Annotated in this window: 13 protein-coding genes and 2 pseudogenes; 8 read left to right on the plus strand and 7 right to left on the minus strand. The window is 68.8% G+C overall.

The annotated features are described in order from the left end of the window. Positions 1-387: 387 nt before the first annotated feature. The 3 genes from AB5J50_RS48810 (at position 388) to AB5J50_RS48820 (ending at position 4,398) form a co-directional block, all read left to right on the plus strand. On the plus strand, positions 388-1,248 hold the full coding sequence (locus AB5J50_RS48810) for a PaaX family transcriptional regulator C-terminal domain-containing protein (RefSeq protein ID WP_369265724.1): 861 nt from the start codon (positions 388-390) through the stop codon (positions 1,246-1,248). Positions 1,249-1,415: 167 nt separating this feature from the next. Then, positions 1,416-2,768 (plus strand): alpha/beta hydrolase, encoded by a 1,353-nt coding sequence (locus AB5J50_RS48815; protein WP_369264958.1) that lies wholly within the window; start codon positions 1,416-1,418, stop codon positions 2,766-2,768. A 52-nt stretch (positions 2,769-2,820) separates the two neighbouring features. Beyond that, positions 2,821-4,398, plus strand: a complete 1,578-nt coding sequence (locus tag AB5J50_RS48820) for an MFS transporter (protein WP_369264959.1) — start codon at positions 2,821-2,823, stop codon at positions 4,396-4,398. A gap of 197 nt (positions 4,399-4,595) precedes the next feature. Here the strand turns inward: AB5J50_RS48820 and AB5J50_RS48825 are convergent, their stop codons facing one another. Then, on the minus strand, positions 4,596-5,297 hold the full coding sequence (locus AB5J50_RS48825; protein WP_369265725.1) for a 2-phosphosulfolactate phosphatase: 702 nt from the start codon (positions 5,295-5,297) through the stop codon (positions 4,596-4,598). Between the two features lie 515 nt (positions 5,298-5,812). Between AB5J50_RS48825 and AB5J50_RS48830 the strand changes: the two genes are divergently transcribed. Together AB5J50_RS48830 and AB5J50_RS48835 are read left to right on the plus strand one after the other, a co-directional pair. Continuing rightward, complete coding sequence (locus AB5J50_RS48830) at positions 5,813-6,910, plus strand: methyltransferase domain-containing protein (RefSeq protein ID WP_369265726.1); 1,098 nt, start codon at positions 5,813-5,815, stop codon at positions 6,908-6,910. Between the two features lie 63 nt (positions 6,911-6,973). After that, positions 6,974-7,369: a VOC family protein gene (locus tag AB5J50_RS48835; RefSeq protein WP_266360597.1), complete on the plus strand. Its 396-nt coding sequence runs from the start codon at positions 6,974-6,976 to the stop codon at positions 7,367-7,369. A gap of 207 nt (positions 7,370-7,576) precedes the next feature. On the opposite strand, the gene AB5J50_RS48840 is transcribed toward AB5J50_RS48835, so the two are convergent. From AB5J50_RS48840 to AB5J50_RS48850, 3 genes and pseudogenes are all read right to left on the minus strand, one after another. Continuing rightward, positions 7,577-7,828 carry a hypothetical protein gene (locus tag AB5J50_RS48840; protein WP_369265727.1) on the minus strand — a complete coding sequence of 84 codons (252 nt, stop codon included), beginning with the start codon at positions 7,826-7,828 and terminating at the stop codon, positions 7,577-7,579. A 226-nt stretch (positions 7,829-8,054) separates the two neighbouring features. Continuing rightward, positions 8,055-8,339: pseudogene (locus AB5J50_RS48845) on the minus strand (IS5/IS1182 family transposase); the annotation flags it as partial. A gap of 176 nt (positions 8,340-8,515) precedes the next feature. After that, a complete protein-coding gene (locus AB5J50_RS48850) occupies positions 8,516-8,950 on the minus strand; it encodes a VOC family protein (RefSeq protein ID WP_327434504.1) in 435 nt (144 codons plus the stop codon). Between the two features lie 485 nt (positions 8,951-9,435). Here AB5J50_RS48850 and AB5J50_RS48855 point away from each other — a divergent pair. Both AB5J50_RS48855 and AB5J50_RS48860 read left to right on the plus strand, forming a co-directional pair. After that, positions 9,436-9,578, plus strand: a pseudogene (locus AB5J50_RS48855) (VOC family protein); the annotation flags it as partial. 224 nt (positions 9,579-9,802) lie between these two features. Then, complete coding sequence (locus tag AB5J50_RS48860) at positions 9,803-10,483, plus strand: trans-aconitate 2-methyltransferase (RefSeq protein WP_369264960.1); 681 nt, start codon at positions 9,803-9,805, stop codon at positions 10,481-10,483. Here the strand turns inward: AB5J50_RS48860 and AB5J50_RS48865 are convergent. Continuing rightward, positions 10,419-10,796 (minus strand): hypothetical protein, encoded by a 378-nt coding sequence (locus tag AB5J50_RS48865; RefSeq protein WP_369264961.1) that lies wholly within the window; start codon positions 10,794-10,796, stop codon positions 10,419-10,421. The two genes, AB5J50_RS48860 and AB5J50_RS48865, sit on opposite strands and share 65 nt — an antisense overlap. Positions 10,797-10,904: 108 nt before the next feature. Here AB5J50_RS48865 and AB5J50_RS48870 point away from each other — a divergent pair, with 108 nt between their 5' ends. Then, complete coding sequence (locus tag AB5J50_RS48870; RefSeq protein ID WP_369264962.1) at positions 10,905-11,552, plus strand: class I SAM-dependent methyltransferase; 648 nt, start codon at positions 10,905-10,907, stop codon at positions 11,550-11,552. 81 nt (positions 11,553-11,633) lie between these two features. On the opposite strand, the gene AB5J50_RS48875 is transcribed toward AB5J50_RS48870, so the two are convergent. Continuing rightward, a complete protein-coding gene (locus AB5J50_RS48875; protein ID WP_369264963.1) occupies positions 11,634-11,990 on the minus strand; it encodes a hypothetical protein in 357 nt (118 codons plus the stop codon). Positions 11,991-12,142: 152 nt separating this feature from the next. After that, complete coding sequence (locus tag AB5J50_RS48880) at positions 12,143-12,943, minus strand: alpha/beta fold hydrolase (protein WP_369264964.1); 801 nt, start codon at positions 12,941-12,943, stop codon at positions 12,143-12,145. Positions 12,944-13,000 lie beyond the last annotated feature (57 nt).

Consider the following 13,000-nt stretch of genomic DNA (forward strand, 5'->3'; position numbering starts at 1 on the left):
TGGGGATGGACTCGCATCCCGGGCGTCGGGACGCGGGGGAGCGAGTGCCACGGCTATCAGGCGGTGGCCGTGGCAACCCTACGGGCGCGGCGATGCCGATGCCCAAGCGCTGCTGCCGGCTACTGTGCCGACCTCTTGGGTCGCCCTCGCCGTCTCCTCCAGTCGTTGACGGAGGACGACTTCCCCAGCGCGAAGAAGTGGGGGGATCTCGGCCTTCTCGAAGGAGGACGTGCGCGCGTCGAGTGACGCTCTGCCGGAATGGGGCTCTTCCTCTCGCCCTCCGCCTCGTGCCCAGACCAGCAATCTTGGTCTATTCATCGATTTCCGTCACGGAAATGACACGCTTTCTGGGGTTGAGACAGCGTGCGCCCGCTCCGGGCCTACGCTGTGGCGGTGACCAGTGTCGATGTCGCAGCCGGAGCCACCGCCGAGAGCGGTCCCGAGCCGCGCACCCAGTCCCTGATGCTGACCTTCTTCGGCGCTCACGTGCTGGGGCGGCCCATCGCCGTGTCGTCGGGCAGCGTGATCGCCGCTCTCGGGCGGGTGGGCAGCACTGAGGACGCGGTGCGGACCACGCTGAACCGGATGGTCAAGCGAGGTCTGCTGGAGCGTCGCCGCCAGGGCCGGAAGACCTACTTCGGGCTGACGCCGCACGCCGTGCAGGTGCTGACCGACGGCAGGGACCGCATCTGGCGCACCGGCGCGGTCAACCGGGACTGGGACGGCCGCTGGACGATGGTGGGCTTCTCGCTGCCCGAGGCGTGGAGCCGTGAACGGCACGATCTGCGTTCCCGCCTGATCTGGGCGGGCTTCGGTCCGCTGCAGAACGGCTTGTGGGTGGCCCCGGCGCGCGTCGACGTCCGCGCGATGGTGGCGGGTCTCGGCCTGGAGGCGTATCTGAGGGTGTTCCGGGCCGAGGTGGAGTCGCCGACCGACGTCCGTGAGGTGCTGGAGCAGGCGTTCGACGTGCCGGCCATCGGTGCACGGTACCGGGCGTTCCTGGAGCGCTGGGACCGCACCGACCCGCTGCCCGCCGCGGCCTCCGGCGACGAACTCGCAGGTCAGCTCCTGCTGCACACCGACTGGCTGGACCTGGTGCGAAGGGACCCGCATCTGCCCGCAGAACACCTGCCGGCGGACTGGCCCGCCGCCCAGGCGGAGACCGTCTTCCGCGGCCTGGCCAGCCGCTGGGAACGCCCGGCGGCGCGCGCGGCCGCACGCCTGTTGGACACCCTGACGCTGGACTGACCGCCGCTCCCGGGCCCCGCACATCCGCATGCGGACCCGCCTGGCTCATTATTGGTCAGTCTATTGACGGCAATGAAAAAAGAGCCCTACATTCGCAGCGCTCTTCCAGCTAGCTCCTCCAGCTAGCTCCTCCACTCGGTCCCCACTCGACCCGCGGAGCCGCCGCCATGCCCCGACCCCGTCTTTCGACCCTCGCAGCCGTCTGCGCGACCGCCCTCGCGACTGCCCTGCTCGGGCCCGCGACAGGCGCCCACGCCACCACCGCCGAGCACTACTCCGGCGCTCTGTCCGACGGCGCCGCCTGGATCGCGGACAAACCCGAGCAGTGGAACGGCACCCTGCTGCTGTTCAGCCACGGCTTCGGACCGACCACCGCCGCCGACGCCCCGTCGGCCGCGGCGCACCAGGCACTGCTGGACGCCGGCTACGCCCTCGTCGGCTCCTCCTACGACCCGCACGGTTCGATGTGGGCGCTCGACTCGGCCGAGCGGGACCAGTTCGCCGCACTCACCGCCTTCCGCCAGCAGATCGGCACCCCGACCCGGGTCATCTCGGTGGGCCAGTCCATGGGCGGCCTGATCAACGCCCAGATAGCCCGGGACGGCGCGGGACGCATCGACGGTGCGCTCGGCCTGTGCGGCCTGGTCGCGGGCGGTGTCGACCTGGACAACTACCAACTGGACGCCGAGTACACCCTGGCCACGTTCTTCGACCCGGCCGACGCCGACGCCCTGGTGAACCTGGAAAGCCAGGCCGATGCGACCGCGCTCGCCGACCGCCTCACGAAGGCCGTCGAGGCGGCGCAGCAGACCCCGGCGGGACGCGCCCGGATCGCCCTGGCCGCCGCCTACCTCAACCTGGCCGACTGGGCTCCCGGCCAGCAGCCGCCCGCGCGCGACGACTTCGCGGGCCAGGAGCAGCAGCAGTACGCCTGGCTCGCCCAGGGCCTGCTCAGCTTCATCGTCCCGGCGCGCTGGTCGGTGGAGCAGTCCGCCGGCGGCAACACCTCCTGGAACAAGGGCGTCGACTACGCAGGGCTCCTGCACAAGTCCGCCCACGCCAAGCAGGTCGCAGCCCTCTACCGCGACGCCGGGCTCAACCTCCGCGCCGACCTGAACCAGCTCACCCACGGTGCGGACATCACAGCCGACCCGGCCGCCGTGGCTCATCTGAAGCGGACCTCCACCGCCGGACAGGGCCTGGCCGTGCCGCTGCTGGACATCCACACCACCGCCGACCAACTGGTGCCCGTCGAGCAGGAATCGGCCCTCGCCCAGCGGGTGCGCAGAGCCGGTGACTCCGCGCTGCTGCGCCAGGCCTACGTCGCCCGCCAGAGCCACTGCAACTTCACCACCGCCGAAGTGGTCGCCGCCTTGCACGCCGTGGAGCACCGGCTGGACACCGGGCACTGGGACGACGCCGCCACCGCGGGCGAACTCCAGCACGGCGCCGACGAGTCGGGCCTCGACGGCGCCGCCTTCACCGACTACCGGCCCAGTCGCCTGACGGGCACCCGCTGATCGCGAAGCGTCCCCTCCGTACCCCGAGCTACCCGCCCCTCAGGAGCCCTCCGTGTCAACGACGACCGAACCCTCCGCCAAAACCGTCACCGCCACCGGCCCCGGCCTGACCACCGGCACTTTGGTCGCCGGTCTCCTCGCCGTCTGCCTCGCCCAGATCGGCCTGGCCATACCGGCCACCCTCAACGGGCTGTTCCAGTCCGACCTGCACCCGGTCGGCTCGCAGCTCACCTGGATCTCCGACGCCTTCCTGCTCCCGGTCGCCGTACTGGAGCTGACCTTCGGCCTGCTCGGCGACCTCTTCGGCCGCAAGCGGCTGCTGGTCGGCGGTGCATCGCTGCTGGCCGTGGGCGAGTTGGTCAGCGCCACCGCCTCCGGCGTCCACCAACTGTGGGCCGGACAGGCCCTGGCCGGCCTGGGCGCGGCTGCCCTTTTCCCGACCTCGCTGGCCATCCTGGCCGCCGGCACCACCTCGCCCGCACAGCGGGCCCGGGTCATCGCGATGTGGGCGGCCCTGCTGTCCACCGGCGGGTTCCTCGCCCCGCTGCTCGGCGGTGTCACTGCCACCTACGGCTCGTGGCGCTGGTCCTTCGTCGTCGTCACCGCCGTCGCCGCGGCGAGCGCCGCCATCAGTGCCCGGTTCGCCGTCAACTCCAGTGCCCCCGAGGGTCGTTCACTCGACATCGCAGGGCAACTGACCATCGGCCTGGGCCTCTTCTCCCTGCTCTACGCCATCATCCAGGGCCCGACGGACGGCTGGGCCTCGCCCTCGATCGTCATCGCCTTCGTGCTGGCCGCGCTCTTCCTCGCCGCGTTCGTCCTGGCCGAGAAACGCGCCAAGTCCCCACTGCTGCGTCTGGACCTGTTCCGCAACCGCGCCTTCGCGGTCGCCTCGATCGTGGCCGTGGTCGGCATGTTCGCCTTCCTGGGCACCGCCTACTCCGTCAGCATCCGCCTGGGCCCGGTGCAGGATCAGGCACCGATGCGGACGGGCCTGGCATTCGTCCTGCTCAACGGCATCACGCTCGCGATGCTGCCGCTGACGGAGCGGCTGCTGCGGACGGTGGCACCGGGACTGTTGCTGGGCGGCGGACTGTTGCTGATCGCGGCGGGCGACTACCTGGCGGCCACACTGCCGATCACCGACACCGCCTTCACCTCGCTGATCGTGCCGCTCGGCCTGGTCGGCCTGGGCTTCGCGATCACCGTCTCCTCGATCACGGCAACGGCAGTCAACACCGTGCCGGTGCACCTGGCCGGCATGGCGAGCGCCACCACCAACCTGCTGCGCGACTTCGGCTTCACCCTCGGCCCCGCCGTCATCGGCGCGGTGGCCCTGAGCCGTGCGGCAAGCAGCTTCTCCGACTCCCTGCACGGCTCCGCCCTCCCGCAAGCACTGAAGGGCGCGGGCACGGCCGTACTGGAAGAGGGCGGCCCCCTCGCGGTGAACGGCGCCTCGGAGGCGTCACCGAAACTGGCCGACCTGCACCCACTCGCCATGGACGCCCTCGGCCACGGCTACTCGATCGGCTTCGTGGTCTGCGGTTCGGCCGCACTGTTCTCCGCCCTGCTGGCCCTCGTCACACTCCGCAGCCGATCCGCCTCACGTGAAGATCCCTCAGAGCAGTAGTACGGCAAGGGGCGAGCACCTGACGTCTCTGATCGTGCTTGCGCAGGGCCGGGTGGAGAGGTGCGGCTCCTCACGCCTGGCTCTGCTCTGCGACAAGGTCTCGTGGCTCGGGAGTGTCCGGCCCGGAACAGATCGACACCCGGTTCTGCGAGGCTTCCCTGGCCCACCGCCGCTACCTGCTCGACGAGTATCAGCGATCAGATCGGGGCATCGTCGGTCAGCGAAAGCGTGGCGCACGGACGGAGGACCATGAGCGAACCTTCCAAGGCCGCCGCCATGGCAAAGGGGAACCGGTCGACCTCAAGACAGAGTGCCACGTCATCAGGATGGACTCCTTGGCGCACACCCTCCGCCAACTCGGCGGCGGCGCGCGACTCGGCAGCGCGGCGGACGAACTCAGCAGCATCCGCCCCAGCCTCCGTGGCCCTCCGAGCGATGTATTGAGCACACGCCAGATCTTCATCGGCCTGCCCATCGTCGCCAGTGACCACGAACGTGACGCTGTCACTCTTGCGCGTCCGCAAAAGCTGAGCCGTTGCCTCCGCCACCACGAAGCTGGCGCACAGCACCAGCGGCGCCTCCTTGACCGCGAGGGCGCCAACCGTCCCTGCCGTGGTCTTCTGCACAACGGTCCGTCCGCCAAGGTCAACAGACCGCAGCAGGCCCGGCGAGTTGACCATGTCGAACCCGGGCGCGGGCGGACCGTCCTTGAGCGCCACCCAATCCGGGTGGCGGGCCTTGAGCGCCAGGGCTTCGTCCAGCGACTCAGCAAGAACGATCTTTTCCGCCCCCTGGGCAAAGGCCCAGGCAGCCACGGTGAAAGCACGCATGACGTCGACCACGACCGCCACGGACGGGGCTTCGACCAGCTCAGCGATGCCAAGGAAACAAGCGTCCATTCCGATCACGATCGCGCATGCCTGACCCGAAGCACCCGGAAAGTGATCCACATCACGTCGACGGGATCGGAATGCAACACCTCCGGCTGCCTGCGTCGCGAAAGCGGTCCGCAGCTACACGCCTGCTCAATCGCCGCACGGGGTCACCCGCACAAGCCTCTGCCGACACAAGCCACTTCTTCATCACCGACGCCATCGAAGCCCACCGCGCGTTCATCGTCCGCCGCCGGGCGCTGCGCGCCAGCGAGGAATACCGCATGCCCACCTCGGACGAATGGGACGCCTTCCTCGGCCACTTCGAACGCCGCAAACTCTCCAACGGCAACTGCGCCCGCGCATGTGGCACTTCCTGTGTGCACCAACATCCCTGCTTCTCTCAACCAGACCATCGTTCTGGCTTGCACGAGTCGCCTCGGACCGCTGCTTCGCGTTCGGCTCTTGCTGCCGTGAGTGAGGCTCTTGACCCTCACGTGACGTCAGGCTGCATAGTCAGTGCCGTGGAGGATCACTGGACCGTGGGACGCGTGGCCGAGCTGGCAGGCGTGAGCGTCCGCACGCTGCATCACTATGACGAGATCAGGCTCGTTCGGCCGTCGGCGCGGACCGGGGCCGGGTACCGGGCCTATTCGGCGGGCGACGTGGAGCGGCTGCGGGAGGTGCTGGCCTATCGGCGGTTGGGCTTCGGGCTGCGGGAGGTTGCGGAACTGGTCGGCGACCCGTCCACCGACGCGGTCGCGCATCTGCGCCGACTGCGCGGCCTGCTGCTGGAGCGGCGTGATCGCGCTGACGCCATGGTGGCGGCCATCGACAGGGAACTTGGGGCACGGGCGAAGGGACTGAAGGTGACACCGGAGGAGCAACTGGAGATGCTCGGTGCACGCCTGTACGACGCGATCGGCGGTGCCTACACCGCGACACGGCGTACCGAGCCGCGGATCGCCGCGCAGATCTGGGACGCGCTCGGGGACGCGCGGACGGTGCTGAACGTCGGGGCCGGCACCGGCTCCTACGAGCCTGCTGATCGCCACGTGACAGCGGTGGAGCCATCGGCGGTCATGCGGGGGCAGCGGCCTCCCGGCTCGGCGCCGTGCGTGGCCGCCGCCGCGGAGAGCCTGCCGTTCGAGGACCACTCCTTCGACGTCGCGATGGCCGTCTCCACCGTTCACCACTGGGGGGACCCGATAGCGGGGCTGCGCGAGATGCGGCGCGTGGCCCGCCGCGTCGTGGTGCTCACCTTCGACACCGACGAGCCCGGATGGCAGGACCGGTTCTGGCTTACCCGCGACTACCTGCCCGAATTCGCCGCCGTCCTTGCAGAATTTCCCTCGCTTGCTGGGATGGCCGACGCGATCGGCGCCCGCGCTGAGCCGGTGCCCATCCCGTGGGACTGCGCTGACGGCCTGTTCGAGGCGTACTGGCGCCGACCGGGGGCGTATCTGGAGGATCACGTGCGCCGTGCGATGTCGGTGTGGACGAGGGTCGGGCCGGAGGCCGAGCAGCGGGCGGTGCGAAGCCTCAGCGACGACCTCGACTCCGGCCGGTGGGTCGAGCGCAACAGCGACCTCGCCGACCTCGACGCGGCAGATCTCGGCCTCCGCCTGCTCATAGCTTGAACCGCGACGCAGCGTCGGACGGGCGGCATACTCTGAGCCCCGTCGGCACTATCTGGGAGAGTCATGACAAGTAGGTTCACCGAGTTGGCCGTTGACTGTCACGATCCGGAGAGGCTCGCGGCCTTCTGGTGCGAGGTCCTGGACTTCAAGGTGATCGACCGGAGCGAGGGCAAAGTCGAGATCGGCTCCTGGGTGCCGACCGTCGAGGATGTTCGGGCCCGCCAGATGCCGCCCACCCTGCTGTTCATTCAGGTGCCCGAGGGTAAGACCGTGAAGAACCGGCTTCACCTCGACGTCAGCCCGATCGACGGCAGCACCGAGGACGAAGTGACCAGATTGCTCGGCCTCGGCGCCACCAAGACGGATGTGGGCCAGGGCTCAGACCGAAACTGGGTGGTCATGGCAGACCCCGAGGGCAACGAGTTCGACGTCCTACGCACCCTGGCACCGCAGAACTAGGCCGAGAGCGGGCACCGGCACCCGTCACACACCGCAACTATCACGTTGCCGAGAAGACCTCAATGAGGTCGACACCGGCAGCTTCACCAGGAAGCAGTAGCCGCCCGAAACCCCCCGACCGGCAGCTCTGCCCCCACCTCACCGGGAAACGGACACCAACCCGCCCTCGACGAGGGAGCCGACGCGCTCCACGTCACCGGAAAACTCTCACCGCCCTCGCCACCTTGATCTCGGCATTCGGGGTATGCGGTGTTGGATTGTTCCGGACGGGCGCCGACTGGAGCGGCGTGTTGGACCAGTCTCCCGACATAGGTGCCGGTCCGCCCGGACGAGCCTGATGGAGAAGTACTGCTCGCGCAGCCTCGCCAGCGCCGGCACCGTGGCGTCGCGGTCCTGCACGCCCGCCGCGGTCACAGCCACGGCCAAGACAGGCCGAGACAGGCCGAGACAGTCCACCACCAGGTGCCTTTTTGTGGCCGGCCACCTTCTTCCCGCCGTCCCAACCCGACGTCGAGCGCGGAACGTTCGCCGCGACCCGCACCGACTGCGAGTCCACAATCGCGGCTGTCGGATCCACCGCGCGCCCTTCCTTCACCCGCATCCGCACCCGCTCGCGCAGCCGGTCGTGCAGCTCGACGAGCAACCCTTCCTGCTGCCAGCGCCGGGCGAAGGCATGCACCCGCCGAAACGGCGGGAAGTCCGCGGGTAGGTTGGCCCACTTCACGCCGTTGTCGACGGCATGACGGACCGCATCGAGCATCGCGTGGTGTGGCAGTAGCCTTTGGCCGGCCGCCCCGCCCCGAAGCCACGAGGGAACGCGCAGCGACCGTCGGACTTCCTGCCATTCGGCCTCGGTCTTGTCGGAGGTGTAACACCGGGCCCGGTCCGGATGATCGCCCGCGTCACCGAACCGGTGAGCGAGGCAATCGCACTGCGACACGCGGGAGTTGGACGCGACGGGCGTGGTCACGCAACACGGCGACAACGGGGCCTCCTCGGTGCTCTTGAGCTTCGCAACTCCGAGCTACCGGGAGGCCCCTCCTTCATGCGCTGACACCGCAGCGATCACCCGATCCAGGACCCAGTTCGACTGATCGAGCCCGCCGACCGGCAAGCGCAAGCCTTCTTGAAGCCGGCACCCTGCCCTCAATCCAGGCAGAATTCGTTTCCCTCCGGGTCGGTCATCACGATGATCCCCTCGTCCAGGCCATTGGGCTCGAGCCGGTACAGCCGCTTCGCTCCCAACCCCTCCAGCCTGGTGGCCTCCTCCTCCAGCGTGGCCATCCGCTCGTCCCCGGTCAGGCCGGGTGCTGCGCGCACATCCAGGTGCAAGCGGTTCTTCGCCGTCTTTCCCTCCGGGACCTTCTGGAAGAACACCCGCGGCCCCTTGCCGTCCGGATCCGTGATGGCCGACCGGTCGTTGTGGTGCTCAGGCGGCACGCCCCACGCCGTCAGCGCAGCCGTCCAGTCGGCGAAGCCCTCGGGCGGCGGCTGGATGCGGTAGCCCAGCGCCTGAGCCCAGAACGCCGCCTGCGCGCCCGGATCGGCGCAGTCGTAAGTCACCTGGAATTCCTTGGCCATGCCGCCTCCGACCGCTCGAAACCTGCCCACGTCCTCGCGCCCCGGTCGCCTCCCGGAACACACCGCCATCCTCGCACCGCCCTCGGACAAGCCGCTCGCCGACCCCGGTGTCAGTCACCCGCCCCCGCCCCCGATCCCACCCCCAGCACCAGCCCAGGACCGGCACCCCCGACCGCCCCCGCGAAGCCTTCGCCCGCTGCCGTCAGCACCCTCTCCGCCACGGCGAGCGCGGCCTGCACCCGCTCGGCCCCCTCCCGCAACCGTGCTACCTATTCCCGGGCCTGCTTCTCCCGAGCCTCCAACGGACCGAGCACCGGCGGCACCGGCGGCACCGGTCACCTCCACAAGCACGATGCGAGCAGTCGAACGACCCCATCTCTCCCGCGGCCGAGCAGAGTTCATGTCCACGCAGCCCGAATCAAGCAATCACGTTCGGAAAGCGGATGGTTTCTGAGCTCGGCGGATGACCTTGGAAGGGGAACAGGGATGACCAGGACGCCGAGGTGGCTAGGCTGGTGGCTCATGGCGCGCACAGCGTGTTGATATTGGTCAGGGTGACCAATCGTGGGTTGTACTGGCAGACCCCGAAGGTGACGAGTTCTGTGTCCTTGGCCAGCGGCGTCAGTAACCGAGCGTTTGCCGGGCTGGCCGCAGGAACGTCAGCTGGCACCACTCGCTGTCCCTTGGCGTGGTCCTTCTGGCGACGGCGGGTGCGGGGTCAGTCGGCGAGGGCGGTCCCCGGCCCTCATGACTCTTGACCTTGCCCGAAGGTGAAGGCAGACGCTGTCGGTGGCGACCAAGCCGGCGACCTGAGCGCTTGTCTCTGACCGACCCCGGATGAGAGGAACCTGCATGGGCGACGATGCTCTCCTGGCGGAACAGATGGCCTACTACAGGGCCGGTGCGGCCGAATACGACCGGCCCTATGCAGAGTACGAAGACCTGCAGAGGTTGCTGGCTGTCGTCGATGACCTCCCGATTGCCGGGGATGTGCTGGAGTTGGCCTGCGGAACGGGCCAGTGGACCCCTCTGCTCGCCGCGCGGGCGGATTCGGTGACGGCCGTCGACGCGGCAACCGAAGTGGTGGCCCTCGCTCGGGCGCGCACCGCATCCCTCTCCGTCCAGTTCCTTGAGGCCGACCTGTTCGAGTGGCAGCCGCCACGACGCTACGACACCGTGTTCTTCGCCTTCTGGCTCTCCCATGTCCCGCCGACGCGGTTGCCCGACTTCTGGAACACCGTCGCCGGCGCACTCGTGCCAGGCGGCAAAGCGATCTTCATCGACGACGGCCCCGCCGCAGCCGCATACGAGGAGGTCCTCGCGAACCAGCCGGCCCCGGCGGCGCTGCGCCGGCTCGATGACGGCAGCCAGTACCGCATCGTGAAGGTATTTCATGATGCTCAGACCCTCACGGACGACCTCACAGCGCTGGGGTGGTCGGTCGGCATCCGGCCCATGGGCGGGAACTTCATCGGCATTGCAGAACCGCCGACCATCCCAGGCCAAGAACCCGCAACCGCGCCGGCATCCTGAGCCGGGCGGCGAAGATGCGGCGGCTGACGCCAGCCAGGCTGTGGCGGCTGCTCGGCCCGTGCCTGGGTGGTTTGGCCTCGCCTACGTGTGTCAGCTGCCGGATGTGCGTCGGCCGACGGATGGGGGGCGGGAAGCCGGGCATGCCGAGGCTGGTGGTGGTGTGCAGGTCGGTCATCTCACGCATCGATGAGAGCTTGTCTTCGGCGGCGGCCACGCTCGTCTCGATGGCGGCGACCTTGCCGAGCCACCCCTGGTCCTTTGCATCCTTCAGACGGTCGAGGAGGTCGTCGTGGATCTCCTCTGGCCGGGGCATCTGGCCGGGATCGGGCCGGAGTTGGGGCCATCTGACACACGCTTCTGTGAACTAGCGGGCTCGTGATTCTGTCGGCTCGTCTCAGCGCCAGGAACTACTGTCGCGAGCATGGTCGAACACGATGCCCTCAGTGCCACCCGCGAGGCCTACGACGCTGCTGCCCCCACCTATGCGCAGCTGTTCCGCGACGAGCTGCGTGACAGGCCCCTGGACCGCGCGATCTTGAGTGCCTTCGCCGAGGTCGTACGTGCGAGTGGGGACCGTCCGGTTGCGGACCTGGGGTGTGGCCCTGGCCATATCACCGCTTACCTGGGCGAGTTGGGGCTGGCGGCGTTTGGTGTTGATGCCTCTCCTGCGATGATCAAGTTGGCTCGACAGGCCTATCCCGGCCTACGGTTCGACGTGGGCTCGATGGCCACGCTGAACATCGCTGACGGCGTGCTGGACGGCGCACTCTCACGCTGGTCCATCATCCACACTCCGCCGCAAGAACTCCCCGCCATCATGGGGGAGTTCCACCGTGTGCTGGCACCTGGCGGCCACCTTCTGGTCGGCTTTTCGGCAAGCGATGATCCGTCTCACCCGACGCAGGTCTTCGATCACGCTGTCGCGCCGGCCTATCGGTGGTCGCCTGATCACCTCGCCGCGATGCTGCGCGAGTCCGGGTTGGCCGAGGTGGCGCGGATGGTTCGCGAGCCTCAGCCCACCGACCGACGCCAGTTCCAGGAGATTCAACTGCTCGCCCGCAAAGCCTAGGCAGGGGCTGCCTGGCCGAACGCATGACGGCATCCAACCTGCCGGACGGGGCGCCGTCAGACTCCAGGCGTCGACTCATGGTCAGGGCTCACCGCCCGTTCGATCTCCGATTTGGTCGAACGAGGGGACTCCGAGGAACTTCTTCGATGACCTGCACCCCTGGCGTGCATCGAGCTGGGCGATCTTCTCTTCTGCCTCAGCGAGGCTGACCCGCAGCCCTTCGACCTCGCCGAGCCGGCCTTCACGTTCGGCCTCGGCGATGCGGGCGATCAGGTTGTCGCGGATGTCGGCAAGTGAGCCGGGCGGGCCGTACGGGATCTGGGTGGTGGCGACTTGCCAGTCGTCGTTGAAGTCGCCCAGCACGATGACGCGGCGGTTCGTGCCGTCTTTGGTGCAGTTCGCCGGCCAGGTCGCGCATGGTGACTGCTTCGGCGCCACGGCGGAAGGGGGCGCAGCCGGCGTAGCGGGCGCGCGGCCCTTCGTCGTGGGTGCTGGAGGCCCTGGCGCCGCGACCTGGCCTGTACGAATGCCAGCGCGCGGTGATGACTCGCGATCAGGCGCTGGCCGGTCGGATCGACCGCCGCCAACGGTCACTTCGAGTTGATGGAGTTGGCGCTCAGGTGGCCAAGGTAGGTGTCGATGTGGGCGAAGGTGGCTTCCGGTTGTTCTATCTGCGGCAGGTGGCCTGCTTCAGGGATGACCTGGAGCCGACCGTTGCCGAAGGCGTCGGCGTATGCCGCGCCGTAGGCGGGGGTGACGATGCGATCGCTCTCTCCCCAGAGCAGGAGAGCGGGGAGGTCGATACGCCGCAGCCGGCGGAGCAGTTTGGGGTCATGCATGGAGGGGTCGCCCGCGAGGACGCGCATGGTGGCCATGTTGCCCTGCTGAATGGCGAGTTGATCGGCGGGTATACCGGCGGGGTCACGGTAGAAGCGGGCCGAGTCGTGCCAGGCGTACTCGGCTACGCCGTGGGCGTCGAGGGCGAAGAAGTCGGTGATCGGTTCGGCCTCGACGTGCACTCCGACAGCGTCGATCAGGACGAGTCCCGTGATGATTCCCGCGGTGTCGCGCACGGCCATCTCGGCGGCGGTCCAGCCGCCGAGCGAGGAGCCGACGACGAGCACATCGCGTAGTCCGAGGTCTTGGAGGAAATGCAGGTAGGCGAGCGCGAGATCGTCGATGCCGGTCAGCCATGCCGGGCGGGGGGTGCCCTCCCAGCCGGGGTGTATGGGCGTGATGGTGTGCATGGTCTTGGCGAGATGGCCTGCGAGCCCGGCGACGGTGGCAGGCCCTCCGCCGCCGTGCAGGATCAGGGCGGGCCTGCCGGTGCCGGCCTCGGACAGGTTGAGGGACAGGTCTGGGTACTGCGCAACCGTGTGGTCTGTGAACATGCCCCCACCATAACTAAGGATGTTTATATAAGCTAGCTTAGTCGTCATCTAGACTGG

The sequence above is a fragment of the Streptomyces sp. R35 genome, from assembly GCF_041053035.1.
Classification (GTDB): Bacteria; Actinomycetota; Actinomycetes; order Streptomycetales; family Streptomycetaceae; genus Streptomyces; species Streptomyces lutosisoli.

Bases quoted from the DNA above. Each gene is read 5' to 3' on its own strand.
- AB5J50_RS48865 (WP_369264961.1), bottom strand. From the start codon at position 10,796: ATGCCCCGGCCAGAGGAGATCCACGACGACCTCCTCGACCGTCTGAAG.
- AB5J50_RS48815 (WP_369264958.1), top strand. From the start codon at position 1,416: ATGCCCCGACCCCGTCTTTCGACCCTCGCAGCCGTCTGCGCGACCGCC.
- AB5J50_RS48880 (WP_369264964.1), bottom strand. From the start codon at position 12,943: ATGTTCACAGACCACACGGTTGCGCAGTACCCAGACCTGTCCCTCAAC.
- AB5J50_RS48870 (WP_369264962.1), top strand. From the start codon at position 10,905: ATGGTCGAACACGATGCCCTCAGTGCCACCCGCGAGGCCTACGACGCT.
- AB5J50_RS48850 (WP_327434504.1), bottom strand. From the start codon at position 8,950: ATGGCCAAGGAATTCCAGGTGACTTACGACTGCGCCGATCCGGGCGCG.
- AB5J50_RS48835 (WP_266360597.1), top strand. From the start codon at position 6,974: ATGACAAGTAGGTTCACCGAGTTGGCCGTTGACTGTCACGATCCGGAG.
- AB5J50_RS48860 (WP_369264960.1), top strand. From the start codon at position 9,803: ATGGGCGACGATGCTCTCCTGGCGGAACAGATGGCCTACTACAGGGCC.
- AB5J50_RS48825 (WP_369265725.1), bottom strand. From the start codon at position 5,297: ATGGACGCTTGTTTCCTTGGCATCGCTGAGCTGGTCGAAGCCCCGTCC.